The sequence below is a fragment of the Alishewanella sp. HL-SH06 genome (assembly GCF_052656265.1).
This window is the reverse complement of record NZ_CP199752.1, coordinates 3,769,599-3,786,666: the sequence shown is the minus strand read 5'-3', so window position 1 is coordinate 3,786,666 and position 17,068 is coordinate 3,769,599. Positions and strand designations below refer to the sequence as shown.

The window sequence follows — 17,068 nt, the reverse complement described above, 5'->3', positions numbered from 1 at the left end:
AAGACAAATTGTATTCTTATGCGGCAGTAGCTGCGATGGTAAGTTACTGATAATAGCAACGGTGTGCTCTTTGTAGGTGAAGAAGACGAGGGGATCTGGCGTTTTGCCGCAACGGCCAATGCTAGCGGCGACGGGGAGTTGATCATTAAAGTCGATGGCGAAACTTTAGTCGATGACGTAGAAGGGCTGGCGCTGGGCTACCATGCTGGTAAACCTTTATTAATCGTTTCCAGTCAGGGCAACGATAGCTATGTAATTTACGATGCGTTGCAGCCTTATACCTTGCGCTTACAGTTCCGGGTGGGCACCCATTATCAACTGGGTATTGATGGCGCTTCGGAAACAGATGGTTTAGATCTAACGACTCGTTCGCTAGGTCCCGGCTTTGAGCAAGGTGCTTTTATTGTGCAAGACGGCCGTAATCATATGCCAGAACAGGGGCAAAACCTGAAATTAGTTCCTTGGCAGCCGTTGCTAGAAAAGCTTTACTAAGCCGTTTAATCATACTGCCACCTGATTGTCATAAAATTTTCATCAGTTGGCGGTATTATGTATTCAGTAGCAGGTTTCCCTACTCCCTGTATGTTTACCAATTTGGTTAAGTTGGGGGGCTTTCCCCCAGCAATTTTATCTCATACCTTTCATTTACAGCGAGCCCTTCAGCTACTTTTCTAAACTGATGACAGCGGGACGTTAGTCATAACTGTTTAAGTGTTACGCTTACCTCTATATTAATTATTAATCCGTACTAAGATTTACCGTTATCAAGTATGCAATCCCCTGAAACTCCTGAACCTCTTTAGCTTTCAGGTTCATAGCTCAGGTATTGAGGCGTTAAATGATTGGATCACAGAGCGAGAAATTGGCGGCTTCAATTAGTGGCATTTTGCTAAACTGAGGTATTTAAATAATCCGCTATCGATATCCCATCTCTATTTCTTGATCTAATGCGGTTAGCTCAGCTATGACAGAGAGTCTTGTGTGATAGATACAGCCCGCTCAGAAATAGGATGACGAGACCAGCTTTGTCGAGCTGACCACACAAGGCATGATACTCAATCAAAGTATTATGTTGAAAAAACGCGATGTCGAGCCGCACTTACCGCCCGGCACGGATGCCTTGTGGTTAGCGGCGTTGCTCCGGGCGTTTTAACCATGAAGATGTTTATCGACCCACCGAAAATTTACCTGCATAAACAGCCCGTGGATTTTAGAAAATCCATCAATGGCTTGTCGCTGTTTGCGTTTTAAATGGTGATGCCGTGATGCTTATTCGCTCTATATCGCGCTCTGCGCTTTGCTTAAGTTTTTCTTCGTTCTGTGAATGTGTTTCTGCATAAGCATGAGTAATAAGTGAACCATTCTGTACCAGAAGCATGAGTAAGCTGAGTTGGGTTAAGCGTGTCATTAGGAATCTAAAATATTAGATTTCCCTAAATGTTATAACGTCTCAAAAAGGTATTCAGGTGTTTTGTCTGCGACATTTTGTCGCACTTGTGCGGCAGTGCGATGTGATGACTCCGGCATTTTTCCCTTGCCATGCCAATTTGTAGGAAAGACATGTTAGAGCTATTAATGAAAAAAAATTTATATCTTTATGATTTTATTATTAATTTCTTATAATTGGGTTCGTGTCTAGGATCGGGAAGCAGTGGCTTGCAGTCAGTTTCAATCAAATTCCAGTAAAATAATCTCTATTTAATCGCTAAATTCGATTAGGTTAATCAGAAATGTTTATTTCCATTGGTTATAAGCTTAGTTTACTTTGTTATAAGCGAATTCGCTGAAGCACTCTTAAAAACCAACCGAGGAATACAAAATGTCTGAACAAAACGTGACTTTCCCACAACTGAACAAACCGGCTCCGGCCTTTAATGCGAAAACGACCCATGGCATGAAAACACTGGAAGACTATAAGGGTAAATGGCTGGTGCTATTCTCACACCCTGCTGACTTTACGCCAGTGTGTACCACCGAGTTTATGGGCTTTGCTACCCGTGCTGATCAGTTTGCCGCGTTAAACTGCGAGCTGCTAGGTCTGTCAATCGATAGCGTGCATTCACACATTGCCTGGGCGCGCAGCATTGAAGAAAACTTCGGCGTGAAAATTACCTTCCCTATCATCGCCGACTTATCGATGGAAGTTGCAAAAGCCTACGGCATGATCCAGCCGGGTGCGAGCGATACTGCTGCGGTACGGGCTACTTTTATTATCGACCCGAACGGTATTTTACGGGCAATGGTGTACTACCCAATGAGTAATGGTCGTAGCATAGACGAGTTTGTACGTGTATTAAAAGCGCTACAAACCAGTGATGAACACAAAGTGGCGACACCAGAAAATTGGCAGCCAGGTGAAGATGTCATCGTACCACCACCAGCAACGATGGCGGATGCCGAAATCCGTAAAGATCAAGGTTACCAATATACTGACTGGTATTTCAGCAAAAAATCGCTGTAAACCGTCTGATGTTTCCAAGAGCTGCGCCGCAGCTCTTGCTTTCACTTCTTAGGAGGGGTTATGGATCCTTTAGTACATATTAAAGCCTTTTTAGATAGCGACAGTGAAACCTTTAGCTATGTCGTGGCGGATTTAACGTCGGGCTTGGCGGTGATTATCGATCCGGTACTGGATTTTGATTACAAGTCAGGCCGAACCTCGACCAAAAGTGCAGAAGACATTCTGGCTTATGTCGAGCAGAAAACCTTTAAGGTGGAATGGATACTGGAAACACATGCCCATGCTGACCATCTTTCAGCTGCGCCGTTTTTTAAAGAAAAACTCGGCGCTAAAATTGGTATTGGCGAACATATTCAGCAAGTACAGGGAATTTTTAAGCAGATTTTTAATCTTGAAAAAGAATTTCTGCCTAATGGCGCCCAATTTGATCGCTTATTTAAAGATGGTGAAGAGCTCAAAGTTGGCAGTTTATCGATCAAGGTAATGCATACCCCTGGCCATACGCCAGCGGATCTGGCTTATATCGTGAACGGCAACATGGCCTTTGTTGGCGATACTTTATTTATGCCTGATGTCGGTACGGCACGCTGCGATTTCCCGGGTGGCAGTGCTAAAACCTTATACCAGTCGATCAAAAAATTGCTGTCACTACCCGCGGAGACGGAAATCTATATTTGCCATGATTATCCAACCCAAGGCCGTAAGCATGAATACAAAACAACGGTTGCTGAGCAACTTGAGCACAATATTCATGTAAACAGTGAGATTTCAGAAGAGGCCTTTGTGCAAAAACGCGAGGCGCGTGATAAGACCTTATCGATGCCACGGCTAATTTTGCCTTCGATCCAGGTCAATATCCGCGCCGGGCAGTTACCGCCAAAAGAAGACAACGGCCAAGTTTATTTGAAAGTTCCTATTAATATGCTGTAACGGCACCCAGAGAAATATTGTGACCTATATTTTGTTAGGTGCTGCACTAATTGGATTGAGCCTCGGTGTCTTCGGATCCGGAGGCTCCATCCTAAATGTTCCAGTATTGATGTATTTGGTTGGACAACCTGCCGAAATAGCGATTGCTTCTTCGTTAGCTATTGTTGCTCTTATTAATCTTGGGGCAGCGTAGCAAATGTCTTTAACAAGCGGATCAGTTATCGGCATCTAATTTGGTTTGGGCTCCACAGTATGGTGGGTACTTATCTGGGAGCATGGGGTGGCACCCTTGTTAACAGTAAAATTCAGTTAGTTGTTTTCGTCATCTGAATGTTAGTTGCCGCTGTCGCAGGCGCAGCTTGGTAGGGAATTTTATATTCTTATTTGAATAAGCATATATCAAAAAAGAATTAATTAATTTACAGTAAGCGTTGCAGCAAATTAGTGCAACATGCATAGCGATGTTGCTTATATTATTGCGTTAGAACAAATATCTTATCTTTAATTTTTGCTAATGTAAGGCAATTCATTTCTCTGTAAGGTGTTGTTATGCATGCTAGTCCCACAACAAGCTTATCCTATACCGGTTTATCGATAGGTAAAAAACTGTTTATTAGTTTTGGCAGCCTTAGCGTGCTAATGCTGGTGGTTGCCGTAGTGGTGCAGCTGGCACAGCTGGCAATGGATACGGCAAGGGCCAGTGCAGCAGATAAGCGTAATCTGGCGGTGTTGCAGCTGGAAAAAGAAATCGATCACTTGGTTTGGGCTAACCAGCTGGCGAACAGTATTTTGTTGCAGCAGTCTTTTGCCGGACAACTTAATCCGCAACAATGCGCTTTTGGCCGTTGGTACGAGCAATTTAAAGCCTCAGACGTGTATAAAAATGGCAGCACAGAGCTGCGTCGGGTATTAGATTCGATAGATGCACCACACAAACAGTTACATCAGAGTGCCGTCAGTATTGCGCAAGCCGCCCCAGATCAACGTGCCGCTATTTACCAGCAAGACTCCCTTTCGGCTTTGACACAAGTGCAACAGGCGCTGGGCGAGCTGCACACTATTTTTCAGGCTGAGCGCAACGCCATTATTGCAAAGGCAGAAGTGACTGATCGTAACGCTATGCGGGCGGTTTGGGCCGTGTTGGTGTTAACTCTGCTGGCTGCGGTGTTATTTGGCCTGTGGCTGCGCCGGGTTATCTCTTTACCTATGAAACAACTCACCCAACGAGCTGAAGCCATTGCAGCCGGTAACTTAGCGGGCGAGCCATTGGTTATTCAAAGCCGCGATGAAGTTGGTTTGGCTGCGCAGGCGTTTAATATCATGCAGCAGCAATTGCGTCAGCTGATTAGCAATTTGGTGCAAAAATCAGATCAGGTAGCTGAGCACGCCGCCCGAGTATCGGACATTACCAGTCGCACCGATGTTGATTTACGGCGTCAGGTAGCAGAAATAGAACAGTTGGCCACCGCCATGAACGAAATGGCCTCCACTATTGCAGAGGTGGCAAAGCATGCGCAGAACACCTCTGACGCGACCCATCAGTCAGAGCAACATGCTGAGCAGGGGCAAAAGATAGTGCGCTTAGTGATCAACAGTATTAATGAAATTGCGTCAGAAGTGGATAATGCCTCTGTTACCATCAGCCAGGTACAGCAGGAAAGTCAGAATATTGGTGCTATTTTAGATACTATTCAGGCTATTGCCGAGCAAACGAACCTGTTGGCGCTTAACGCGGCTATCGAAGCCGCGCGTGCCGGCGAGCAGGGCCGTGGTTTTGCCGTAGTGGCAGATGAGGTGCGCACGCTGGCCGCACGTACGCAAAGCTCGACCACTGAAATTAAAAACCTGATCGAGCGGTTGCAGCACAGTGCCGCCAATGCGGTTAACACCATGAATGCCGGCGTGACGAAGGCGCAGCATGGTGTGGCCATGGCCGATAAAGCCGGTGCAGCACTGACTGATATTATGCAGTCAGTAAGCGCAATAACCGATATGACGCTACAAATCGCCAGCGCAACCGAAGAGCAAAGCACGGTAGTACAAGAGATGGACAAAAACCTGTTAAGGGTAAATTCACTGACGATGGATACCAAGCAGCGCTCGAATGAAGCAGATACAACCTCTGCTGAACTGGAAAACATGGCCGGACAGTTACGTGGTGAGAGCCATCGGTTTACAGTGAATTAGTACTAGGAAAAGTAAGCCTCTCTGTTAACGTAGATCATTATTTTCTTGATACCATTTAACAGGCAATACAACGCAAAACGGATGTATATTTGGCTAGGCCAGCTCCTATGATGTTCTTGAGCTTTACCGCAGGCCGTACTTTTTTAATAAGAGTGAACTGTTTGCGCTAGGCCTAGCTAAAAATTAACTGTGAGTTAATGAGTTGAAGTAAAAATACATCGTTAACATACTAATATAAAACCCATGGTCGTCTTGTCGATTTTCGCTATTAGGTGATGTGGTAGCCCTTAACGTCAGGGCATGCCACCTCTACAACTCGGCTCTGTGTGAACCTGTCCCCCCTAAGTGGTGCAAGTGTCAAAATATTAAAATCTCAAAGTGCAACAATTGTGACCAAAATTATCGTAAATCGTTTTTTTAAACTGTCTGTCTTTAAAGCTATGGACAATACGACTGCTATTATCGAGTTTACTCCTGATGGAGTTATAGCAGATGCTAACGAGTTATTTCTCTCCGTTATGGGGTACTCGAAGGACGAAGTCATTGGGAAACACCATAAAATTTTCTGTCATTCGCAGTTCTACGATGAGAATCCTCATTTCTGGAAAAAAATCAGTTTAGGTGAGCCATTTTCAGGGCTATTTGAAAGAAAAAATAAACTTGGGCAGGCAGTTTGGCTTGAAGCTACTTACAACCCAATAGCAGATAGTAACGGAAAAGTAACAAAGGTAGTAAAGTTTGCTGCCAACGTTACCAATAGGATTTTGCAAGCGAATTCTGCAGCAGAGCAAGCAGCAGCAACTTCTGAACAAACATCACAAATAACACTGCAAGCAACTAGCGTCCTCGAAGAGGCGATTAGAACAACCGATCTTATTGTTCAAGAAGTTAGTAGTGCAACCTCTGTAAGCAAAAAGCTTAATGAGCAATCGAATTCAATAAAGGACATTGTAGTCACTATTTGGTCGATAGCAGATCAAACTAATTTATTTGCTTTAAATGCCGCTATTGAGGCTGCTCGAGCGGGAGAATCAGGGCGTGGTTTTGCTGTTGTGGCAGATGAAGTTAGAACGCTAGCCGCAAGAACCAGTGAAGCTACAAGCAAAATTGGAAATGTGATTGATAGTAATGCGCAACTCATTGGGCAAATCTATAACCAGATGGGAAAAAGACAAGCAGCATCCGAAGATGGACAGATAAAAATTTCAGGTGTTAGTCGTGGCTTGAATGATGTAAAAAATGGCGTTGATAATATGGCACAAGTCATATCAGGCCTAAAACAATAGCTTATTTGCAAAAAAATATAATATCTTCTGCTCATGTCGGCTTTTCGCTCCTAGTAAAGTTCGTCTGTATGCCAAAACTGGAAATTCAGTCCGTTTTTTTCAGCTATGTCTAATGATCTTTTGGGCTTGATGTTTCAGATGAATGATGCTGCGCTCTGGGTACTAGTTTGAAAGAAATAGCCGCTTAGTACTTTGGTCCGCATAGTGTTAAAGCGAGTATAAAGAAGTAATTAAATTTAGTGCTTCCGTTGGCATTGTCATGCAATACCTTGATTTACGGATTCTCCATGTTTAAGTGCTTATTTATAAAGAAATTTAATTCACGAGCTGAGGCTCTGCTTACTGGCATTTTTCGGGATGATTGTTTAGTAAGTTAAGCGAGTTTATCGCTAGCTTGTCTACTCACTTATAGCCATTATTACTTCAGTATCATCACTGAATAAGTTATACGTATTACCATTACCCCACGGTTAAGGGCAAACCATGCATAAACCCGTTATTCTTATTTTTAGCGTTTTCAGCCTGTTTTCATACTCTAACAGCCTACAAGCTGATCCTTTGTCGTCACATGCCATAGAGAATATTTTAATTAAAGGCCGGCAGATAGACTTACTGGGTCACAGCAGTAGCGCATCTGAAGGCATTATTGGCAATGCCGAGATTTTAGATCGGCCTTTATTGCGCACTGGAGAAATTTTAGAATTTATACCCGGTATGGTTGTGACACAGCATAGTGGTAGCGGCAAATCTAACCAATATTTTTTAAGGGGCTTTAATTTAGATCATGGTACCGATTTCTCGAATTTTGTAGATGGAATGCCAGTCAACATGCGCAGCCACGGTCATGGCCAAGGTTATACCGATTTAAACTTTATTATCCCTGAGATTATCAGCCAAATCGATTATCAAAAAGGCACCTATCTCGCCAACAGCGGCGATTTTTCTGCCGCAGGCTCAGCACGTTTTGGCTTGCAAAATACTACCCCTAATGAAATCTCTTTGACGCTTGGAGAGAATGCCTATCAACGTGTTTTAGCAAAAGGCAGCTTAAATACCGCGCAGGGCAATTTGTTATTAGCGTCAGAGCTACAAGGCTATGATGGCCCATGGCAAGATATTTCTGAAGACACGCGTAAAGTAAACCTGCTAAGCCGCTACAGTCAGCGCCTTGAAAACGGGCAGTTTGCACTCACTGTTATGGCATATGACAATAGCTGGAACGCGGCTGACCAAGTGCCCCAACGGGCCATTAACGACGGCTTGATTGATCGTTTTGGTTCTCTAGATACTACCTTAGGGGGAGAAAGCTCACGCTACAGCGTGTCTGGCAGTTGGCTTAACGATAACTGGCAGGCGAACGCTTATATTATCCGCTCAGAACTCGATTTATGGTCAAACTTTACTTATTTTCTATCTGATCCGCTAAATGGCGATCAATTTGAGCAAACCGATTCTCGTACAATTTATGGTGGGGAAATAAGCCGTAATTGGCATCAACATGTCGGCAGTATGGCTGCAGAGTATGTTGTAGGTGTGCAAACCCGTATTGATGATATTGCCGAGGTAGGTCTTTACAACACGCAAGCCCGCCAAAGACTGAATACCGTGCGTGAAGATGCCGTATTACAGCGTAGCATTGGCTTGTTTAACCAAAACACTTTTGCGTTAACCGAGCAATGGCTGCTGCATATTGGTGCCCGTTATGATGTGATGCGCGCCCGTGTAGACAGTAACGAAGAGGCAAATAGCGGTAAGTCATCCGAAGGCATTGTGTCGTTTAAAGGCGGGCTTAGTTATCAAATGAGCCCAAATTGGCAAAGCTATTTTAATGTGGGGCAAGGTTTTCATTCTAATGATGCTCGCGGCACTACTGCAACTCGCGTACCCCAGACGGATGAAGCCGTTGAGCCTGTTGATTTTTTAGTGCGTAGCAATGGCGCCGAGCTTGGTATACGTTATTTTGATAGCGTTACCTTCAATGCTTCAGCAGCATTATGGTACTTAGATATGGACTCAGAATTATTATATGTGGGTGATGCGGGTACCAATGAGCCCAGCCGTGCATCACGACGCTATGGTTTAGAGATTGCAGCATATTATTGGTTGAATAACAGCTGGAGTATAGATACTGAACTCGCACTTACTCGCTCACGGTTTACCGAAGAGGCAACTGATGAAGGTGAGTATATTGATGGTTCATTACCAATGGTATTCAGTATGGGGCTTATCTATAAAGCGGATGACGTTTGGCAAACGAGCTTACGGCTGCGCCATTTTGGTAAGCGCACACTAGACAGTTTTAATGAACAACGCTCTGCATCGTCTACCGTGCTAAATGGTAATCTAAAATACAACTTGTCAAATTGGCGTGTTTCAATTGATCTTCTTAACATACTGAACAGCAAAGCCAGTGATATAGAATACTTTTATGCGTCAAGATTAAACAATGAAGCTGCAGAAGGCATTGAAGATCGTCATATACACCCTATGGAGCCAAGAACCGTAAGGATTAGTGCAACTTATGCTTTTTAAAACTACCACAATAACGAAAATAAAAAGCACGAATGACCAAAATCACAGGATGTTTTGGTCAATTTACGCTACAGCGTAACAAAGAATTGAGTTTGGTTCATGGCGTGAATAGAGTGGGTATTTAGAGTAGTGCTAACACCTAAAGCCATCTAAAAAGTGTTGAAAAATTCGACACTAGAACTCATCGGTTACGATTGTTGAATTCCCGATTTTGTAACATATTTGTCGGGCTCTAAATCACAAAAGCGCAATGGTGAACTGATCGAGCCCCATTCAATAATTAAGAGTGTTGAATTGACTGAAGGCAAGGAGCCCGAATATGAAATGGATATTGGTTGCAGTACTCATGCTTATTCATAATCCCCTAATCGCTTCAACTCAGTATTCTCAATCACAATGTAAAGAGTTAAAAGATCAAAGAGAATACATTCGTAAGCGCATGAATGCAGGCTATGGTGTTGCTGGCGGCGGGTGGGTGGTTGATATGGCGAAAGTGATGTTGATGAAAGCAGGCTAAGCACCTGTCAAAATTGCTTTAGTGCGCATATTTATACGTTGCTCAAATCATACTTTATTGATACTACTAAACAACATCATGGATTGAGACGGTTTTATGTCGGTGAGTTATTACGATCAGCAAGCTGCGAGCTTTGCGCATGACACCCTCAGTGTCGATATGACGTTGCTTTATGACGAGTTTTTGCCGCTGCTGGCGCCGGGTAGTGTTATCGTCGATGCCGGTTGCGGTGCAGGTAGGGATAGTCGCTTTTTCCTGTCTAAAGGGTTTCAGGTATTGGCCTTTGATGCCAGTAAGGCGCTGGTCGACATCGCTGAACAAGTTACCGGTATCGCGGTGGCACATAGTACCTTTCTTCGCTTTACCCCTCCGATCAACGTTGATGCTATTTGGGCGTGTGCCTCGCTGTTGCATGTGCCTAAAGTTGAGCAGCAAGCTACGTTTCAGCATTTAGCGCAATGGTTAAAACCCGAAGGGATCCTGTACTGCTCTTACAAGTATGGTGACAACGACTATGCCAAAGCAGGGCGGCAATTTACTAACGCCAATGAGGCGCGCCTAGCTGCGTTCTTAGATGGTTCTGGTTTGCGTATAAAAAAAGTTTGGATCAGTGCCGATGCACGCCCTGGTCGCGCTGACGAACAATGGTTAAACGCGATTTTGGAGAAAACTGCCTGATGGTGCAGCAGTTATTCCAAGGCAAGGTGCTTACTACAGGTGGCGCAAATGACCCGCTATTACCCAAGTTATTAACGGCAATTAATCACGCAACAGAAGTGGAAATCAGTGTGTCGTTTATTCAGCCATCGGGGTTGCAGTTGCTGTTGCCAGCGTTAACCGATGCGTTAAGCGCTGGCGCTAAAATCAAAATACTGACCTCTGATTATTTGCATATCACCTCGCCAGAGGCATTACGCCAGCTGTTGCTGCTTTGCGAGCAAGGCGCCCAAGTGAAGCTGTTTTGTTGCCAAGCTAACACGCCGTTTCATATGAAAGCCTATATCTTTGTCAAAGGCTATGAGGGGGTGATGGAAGAGGGCTGCGCTTATATTGGCTCCAATAACATTAGCCGTACAGCACTGTTAAATTCTCATGAGTGGACATTACGCCATGATTTTCAGCAGAAATATGCTGTTGAGTGTCAGTTTACTGATATTCGCCAACAATTTGCTACCATATTTAGTCACCCACAAAGCCAGCCACTAACAGAAGCACGATGGGCGGCTTATTTGCAGCGCTACCAACAAAATAAACAACAACGCTTACAGTTAGTGGATGCGGTTATTGAAGAAGAGCCGCGTTTTACGCCCAATGAGGCGCAGTTGTTGGCATTAGCGGCGTTAAGCGAAAGTCGTCAACAAGGGTATAAGCGCGGCTTAGTGGTACTTGCAACCGGCATGGGGAAAACTTGGCTGGCAGCGTTTGACGCCAAGCAATTGGCCGCCAAACGTGTGCTTTTTGTAGCCCATCGTGAAGAAATTTTATTGCAAGCGCAGCAAAGCTTTAGCCAGTTAAACCCGAATAAAAGTAGTGGTTTATATCTCGGTTCAGAAAAAGCACCCGAGGCTGACTTGTTATTCGCGTCTATCCAAACGTTAAGTAAAGTAGCGCACTTACAGCAGTTTAAACCTGATCACTTTGATTATGTGGTTGTCGATGAATTTCATCATGCAGCCAGCCCTAGTTATCAGGCATTATTAGATTATTTCAGCCCTGAATTTCTATTGGGGCTAACCGCCACACCTGAGCGCAGTGATCAGGCGGATATCCTGGCGCTGTGTGATAACAATTTGGTGTTTGAGCGCAATCTTGTGCATGGCATCGAAAGCCGTATCTTGGTGCCATTTCATTATTATGGCATTTACGATCAGTTTGTTGATTACCAAGAGATCCCGTGGCGCAGTGGTAAGTTTGATCCCAAAGCTTTAGACAGCGCTTTTGCTACGCGAAAGCGGGCTGCACACATTTTTGAGCACTGGCAAAAACACAAACAACAGCGCACCTTGGCCTTTTGTGTGTCACGCCGACACGCCGATTACATGGCCGAGTATTTTAATACGCAGGGCATCGCTGCGGCTGCGGTTTATCAAGGCAGCGCTTTACGGCGCAATGAAGCATTAAGCCAATTGCAGCAAGCGCAGTTGAGTGTGCTGTTTTCGGTTGATTTATTTAACGAGGGAACTGACTTACCCGCTATTGATACGGTGTTGATGTTACGGCCAACAGAGTCAAAGATTTTGTTTTTACAACAATTAGGTCGTGGGTTACGCCAAGCTGAACACGTCGGCAAAACGCATTTGGTGGTGCTTGATTTTATTGGTAATCATCAGTCATTTTTAAATAAACCGGCAGCGCTGTATAACGTGAGTGGTATTAAAGCCATTATTAGCACATTGGCAAAGCAGCCGGTGATTGCGCCAGGTTGTTATATTAATTTTGCACCAGAGGTTATCAACGTTTGGCAGCAGCTTGTGCGTAACATGAAAAACACGGCGGCTGAAGATTTTCAACAATTGCAGTTAGAGCTTGGGCATCGCCCCACTGCGGCAGAGTTTGTGCTAGCGGGGTTCGATATCAAAAAAGTGCGGGATAAACACGGTAGCTGGTTTAACTTAGTGGCAGAGCAAACTGAAGATGCTGAAATGGCGTTGCTGCTTCAGCGCTATGGCAATTGGTTACGCGAGGGTGTCGAAACGACCGGCATGACCAAATGCTTTAAAATGATCTTGCTGCGGGCTTTTTTAGCGTTAGATGGGTTTAGTGCGCCTGTTAGTACTCACCAATTAGCTAAACAAAGCCGGCAACAAATTTGGCGGCGGCCAGATTTAGTAGAGAAAGACGTTCCCGCTGCACTTAGGCAAGACAATAACAGTGAAAAATGGCATCAGTATTGGTATAAGAACCCGATCCATTTTTATGCCAAACAAGATAAAGCGGCTAGCAAGCCTTGGTTTGTTTTGAATGCAGGGCGGTTTGCCGCTAACTTTGAGGTTCGTCCTGCTGATATTGAAGCGCTCACGGCGTTAACACATGAGTTAATTGACCTGCGATTAGCGCAATATTTATTGCGTGATGCCCTGGTTTGATAAGTCTTAAACACCTTAGTAGGCAAAATCGAGTTGGCTAAAAAGCAGTTCGCTGGGTTAAATCGACATGTTGCCACCAAAATTGCACTTCCTCGAACCACCGCAATGTCTCTTATTGTGTTATGCCGGGTTGAAATGGTGTTCGCTTGGCAATAGCTGCCGCATTATACCGACATGCGGCGGCCACATCTTGGTATTTTGCATGAATGTCGACGCTAGATGTACACAACTATCTTACCAATATCTGAATTTAGTTATTACCACAAAGTTAGCGCTCGCCGCATGGCAGTGTTTTGGTGGTTACCTTGCTCCCTATCTCACTAATTAAAATAATTTATCTTAACTTCCCTTTAAAATCGTGGGTTAGCAGAGAGGGGACAGGCTTTTTTGCATTAATTGAAAAGGGGTTTTTGTGTCTTTACTCCGCTCATTTTTACTTTTGGTAAGCTATGTTTAAGTACTTTTACCATAATTTAACCAAGAAATTGGTTGACAAATTGGCAAGAAGTAAATAGCTTTGCTGTCATACCGGGTGGTAAGCTTATGACTTTAGACAAGCAATTTACGGTCGGTACCTGTTAGTTCTACAACAGCATTTACGCGTTGCAACAATGCAACAATACAGTTTTTTGTGGTGTACAAACGTTTCTTTGCACCATTGTCAGTGCAGCAAAAAAATTAGGGGTGAACAATGTCAAAACCAACGATCGGCTTCATCGGCCTTGGCCTTATGGGCGGCAACATGGTCGAAAATCTACAGAAAAAAGGTTATCAGCTGACGGTAATGGATCTTAACAAAGACGCAGTTGCAGCCTGTGTTGCCAGAGGTGCATCTACAGCCAGCACGGCAAAGGAACTGGCCGCATCAGTTGATATCGTCATGCTTTGTCTCACCACCTCAGCTATTGTTGAAAAAGTGGTTTACGGTGACGAGGGTATTCTCGCAGGCATTAAACCTGGAGCGGTACTGGTAGACTTTGGTACCTCTATTCCAGCGTCGACGCGCAAAATCGGTGCTGACCTCGCCAAAAAAGGCGCGGGTATGATCGACGCCCCCCTAGGTCGTACACCGGCACACGCTAAAGATGGCTTACTGAATATTATGGCTGCCGGTGATCAGGAAACTTTCAACAAAGTGCAGCCGGTGTTGCAAGATCAAGGCGAAAACGTGTTTTATTTGGGCGAATTGGGTGCAGGCCACACCACAAAACTTATCAACAACTTCGTTGGTATGACGACCGTTTGCGCCATGTCTCAGGCATTTGCTATTGCTGATCGTGCTGGTGTTAATCGGCAACAACTGTTCGACATTATGTCGACCGGGCCTTCCAGCTCACCCTTTATGAAGTTCTGTAAGCACTATGCAGTAGACAATGTGAGTGATCTTGGGTTTTCACTGGCTAATGCTAACAAAGACCTTGGCTATTTCCTGCAAATGGTTGAAGACCTTGGTACCGAATCAAAGATTGCCAAGGGCTCATCAAGTGATTTGCAAGCCGCATTCGATGCTGGCATGGGCAACGGCAACGTGCCAGAGATCTTCGATTACTACCGCGAACTTAACAAATAGCGCGATTTGTCAGCCTGTCGACGCTATCCGAGCTATCCATTCCTCGAAGAGGACAGCTGCTCAGTTTTAAAGAAGCATCGACGGTGGATTAGGCGCTAATAAGATGGAATTTATTAGCGCAGGAAGTAACTCCCTTACTTCATGCTCTTACAGTAATGAAGCGAGTCTCAGTATTGAGGTGCAAAAACCATAATGCGTTTATTCAAAGATTATCTGCTAAACATGTGCCTGGCTCTGGTATTAGTCCCAGTATCAGTTGCTGCATTCGCTACTGAATATTTTGTCGCGAGCAAAGACGAGTACAAGGCGATTTCATCGAAACTGGTTGCAGGTGACAAGATCATCTTGAAAAACGGGGTATGGACCGACTTTGAGATCCTGCTGGAAGGGCAAGGTGAGGCTGATGCGCCCATAACGTTAACGGCAGAAACCAAGGGTCAAGTGATCCTGTCTGGCCTGTCTAATCTTCGGTTAGCCGGTCAGCATCTAGCCGTTTCTGGTTTGGTGTTTAAAAACGGTTATACCCCCAGCAGTGCCGTTATTGAGTTTCGCAAAAACAGTAATGCGTTAGCCTTCCACTCACGGGTGACGGAAGTCGTTATCGATAACTATAACAACCCGGATAAGCAGGAATCGGATTATTGGGTAGCCTTGTATGGGCAGCATAATCGGTTAGACCACAGTCATTTCGTGGGTAAACGTAATAGAGGCGTTACCATTGCTGTCCGATTAAACAGCGAACAGAGTCAGCAAAACTATCACCAGATTGATCACAACTACTTTGGTTATCGTCCTACCTTTGGCTCTAATGGTGGCGAAACACTGCGTATTGGCACCAGCCATTATTCCCTTACCGATTCTTATACCTTGGTTGAAAACAATTACTTCGAACACACCAATGGTGAAGTAGAAATTATTTCGATCAAGTCCGGCAAAAATACCCTGCGTGGCAACGTGTTCTTTGAGGCCCGCGGCACGCTGACCCTGCGCCATGGTAACGGTAATATTGTTGAGCAGAATATATTTTTGGGTAATGGCGTGGAGCACACTGGTGGGATACGTGTTATCAACAAAGATCAGGTGATCCGTAACAATTATCTGCAAGGTTTAAAAGGCTATCGATTTGGCAGTGGCTTTACGGTGCTAAATGGCGTCCCGAACTCGTCAATCAACCGCTATCATCAGGTCGAAAACGCCCTTATCGTTAACAACAGCTTTATAGACGTTGATCATATGCACTTGGCGGCCGGTAGCGATGCCGAACGCACCGCGGTGCCTATCAACTCCGTGATGAAAGATAACCTGATTATCAATACCAATAAACAGCAGCCTTTCAGCCTGTTTGATGATGTAAGCGGCATAAAACTCTCCGGTAATATTGCCAATACCGAGCTGCCAGCCGCGCTGAGCTATGGTGTAAAACGCCAGAACGTCGCTCTTAAAAAAGCTGAAAACGGCCTGCTTTATCCCGTGTCGGGCAAGCTAAACGCTGGGGCGAAGCGCGACTTAAAGGTACTGTCTAAACAAGATACCGGGGCAAGTTGGTATCCGAAATCGCCTGGGTTTGTCACATTTGATTCAGGTCAAACACATCAAGTGGCACAGGGTGCAACGGCTTTATTAGCGGCAATAGACCAAGCCGGTGAAGGTGACGTTATTGTGCTGGCTAATGGTCAATATGATATCTCAAAACTGATCAAAATTAATAAAACGTTAACCATCAAAGCGGCACAAGCAGGTCAAGCCACGTTAACCTTTGAACGTTCCGCCTTGTTTGAAATTCAGAACGGCGGCAGTTTGAAACTTGAGGGCTTAGTGATCTCTGGGGCAAATAGTCCTGACTCGGCGGGTAATTCTGTGGTTCGAACCCAAAAATGGGGCATGGTTGATAACTACCGCTTTGTGCTGCTGAACTCACACATCTTAGCGCTGGATATCAATCATACCTTTGATTTTTTCGTCACGGGCAAGGGCGCCTTTGCCGATGAGATCAGCCTGATGGGTAACACTTTTGACAATGTGACCGGCGATATTCTGGTTCTTAATACTGAAATTGAAGATTTGGGCATTTATAACGCCGAGTATGTCACGGTAAAAAACAATACCTTTAACAATGTGCAGGGTGCGGTGGTGAAGCTTTATCGTGGTGGTACCGATGAAAGCACATTTGGGCCGCTTTTGCATATGGCAGATAACACGTTAAACCAAGTGGGTTATGGCAAGCGCAACAAAAATAAATCCAGCTTGTATTTGCACGGTGTACAGGTTGCCAACATTCTGCAAAACACGCTAGTTAAGTCTGCGCCAATAGTGGTAGAGCATACGGTTGGTGAGCCCATAACGGTTATTAAGAACAATCTTTTTGATGCCACACAAGCACCCACTGTCACTGAACTCAGGGTTGAAGGGCCGCACACGGCAGTCATTGACGATAACAAAACCCTAAATACTGACAAGAGGTAGCTGCAGATGAACATGTCAAAATTACTGTTAAAAGTA

Annotated in this window: 11 protein-coding genes and 1 pseudogene; all 12 read left to right on the top strand. The window is 44.7% G+C overall.

Features of this window, described 5'->3' with window-relative positions:
- Positions 1–54: 54 nt before the first annotated feature.
- Positions 55–492, top strand: a pseudogene (locus ACUJFK_RS17330) (phytase); the annotation flags it as partial.
- 1,327 nt (positions 493–1,819) lie between these two features.
- Complete coding sequence (locus tag ACUJFK_RS17325) at positions 1,820–2,461, top strand: peroxiredoxin (protein ID WP_306178790.1); 642 nt, start codon at positions 1,820–1,822, stop codon at positions 2,459–2,461.
- A gap of 60 nt (positions 2,462–2,521) precedes the next feature.
- Positions 2,522–3,391: an MBL fold metallo-hydrolase gene (locus ACUJFK_RS17320; RefSeq protein ID WP_306178789.1), complete on the top strand. Its 870-nt coding sequence runs from the start codon at positions 2,522–2,524 to the stop codon at positions 3,389–3,391.
- 19 nt (positions 3,392–3,410) lie between these two features.
- Complete coding sequence (locus ACUJFK_RS17315) at positions 3,411–3,584, top strand: hypothetical protein (protein WP_371930778.1); 174 nt, start codon at positions 3,411–3,413, stop codon at positions 3,582–3,584.
- Positions 3,585–3,940: 356 nt separating this feature from the next.
- Positions 3,941–5,578, top strand: coding sequence for a methyl-accepting chemotaxis protein (locus ACUJFK_RS17310; protein WP_445425623.1), 1,638 nt, complete (start codon positions 3,941–3,943; stop codon positions 5,576–5,578).
- 389 nt (positions 5,579–5,967) lie between these two features.
- Positions 5,968–6,864 (top strand): methyl-accepting chemotaxis protein, encoded by an 897-nt coding sequence (locus ACUJFK_RS17305; protein ID WP_445425622.1) that lies wholly within the window; start codon positions 5,968–5,970, stop codon positions 6,862–6,864.
- Positions 6,865–7,347: 483 nt separating this feature from the next.
- A complete protein-coding gene (locus ACUJFK_RS17300) occupies positions 7,348–9,396 on the top strand; it encodes a TonB-dependent receptor (protein WP_445425621.1) in 2,049 nt (682 codons plus the stop codon).
- A gap of 319 nt (positions 9,397–9,715) precedes the next feature.
- A complete protein-coding gene (locus ACUJFK_RS17295; RefSeq protein WP_226752267.1) occupies positions 9,716–9,913 on the top strand; it encodes a hypothetical protein in 198 nt (65 codons plus the stop codon).
- Positions 9,914–10,009: 96 nt separating this feature from the next.
- The gene (locus tag ACUJFK_RS17290; RefSeq protein ID WP_445425620.1) at positions 10,010–10,591 is read left to right on the top strand and encodes a class I SAM-dependent methyltransferase; all 582 of its coding nucleotides are present in this window, start codon (positions 10,010–10,012) and stop codon (positions 10,589–10,591) included.
- Positions 10,558–12,999: a DEAD/DEAH box helicase family protein gene (locus tag ACUJFK_RS17285; RefSeq protein WP_445425619.1), complete on the top strand. Its 2,442-nt coding sequence runs from the start codon at positions 10,558–10,560 to the stop codon at positions 12,997–12,999. The genes ACUJFK_RS17290 and ACUJFK_RS17285 overlap by 34 nt, the downstream gene beginning before the upstream one ends.
- A 691-nt stretch (positions 13,000–13,690) precedes the next feature.
- Positions 13,691–14,569 (top strand): NAD(P)-dependent oxidoreductase, encoded by an 879-nt coding sequence (locus ACUJFK_RS17280; RefSeq protein ID WP_226752264.1) that lies wholly within the window; start codon positions 13,691–13,693, stop codon positions 14,567–14,569.
- Positions 14,570–14,761: 192 nt separating this feature from the next.
- Positions 14,762–17,032 carry a chondroitinase-B domain-containing protein gene (locus ACUJFK_RS17275; RefSeq protein WP_445425618.1) on the top strand — a complete coding sequence of 757 codons (2,271 nt, stop codon included), beginning with the start codon at positions 14,762–14,764 and terminating at the stop codon, positions 17,030–17,032.
- Positions 17,033–17,068: the final 36 nt, after the last annotated feature.

Coding starts and splice junctions, on each gene's coding strand:
- ACUJFK_RS17280 (WP_226752264.1), top strand. CDS start 13,691: ATGTCAAAACCAACGATCGGCTTCATCGGCCTTGGCCTTATGGGCGGC.
- ACUJFK_RS17295 (WP_226752267.1), top strand. CDS start 9,716: ATGAAATGGATATTGGTTGCAGTACTCATGCTTATTCATAATCCCCTA.
- ACUJFK_RS17310 (WP_445425623.1), top strand. CDS start 3,941: ATGCATGCTAGTCCCACAACAAGCTTATCCTATACCGGTTTATCGATA.
- ACUJFK_RS17285 (WP_445425619.1), top strand. CDS start 10,558: ATGGTTAAACGCGATTTTGGAGAAAACTGCCTGATGGTGCAGCAGTTA.
- ACUJFK_RS17275 (WP_445425618.1), top strand. CDS start 14,762: ATGCGTTTATTCAAAGATTATCTGCTAAACATGTGCCTGGCTCTGGTA.
- ACUJFK_RS17325 (WP_306178790.1), top strand. CDS start 1,820: ATGTCTGAACAAAACGTGACTTTCCCACAACTGAACAAACCGGCTCCG.
- ACUJFK_RS17300 (WP_445425621.1), top strand. CDS start 7,348: ATGCATAAACCCGTTATTCTTATTTTTAGCGTTTTCAGCCTGTTTTCA.
- ACUJFK_RS17320 (WP_306178789.1), top strand. CDS start 2,522: ATGGATCCTTTAGTACATATTAAAGCCTTTTTAGATAGCGACAGTGAA.
- ACUJFK_RS17290 (WP_445425620.1), top strand. CDS start 10,010: ATGTCGGTGAGTTATTACGATCAGCAAGCTGCGAGCTTTGCGCATGAC.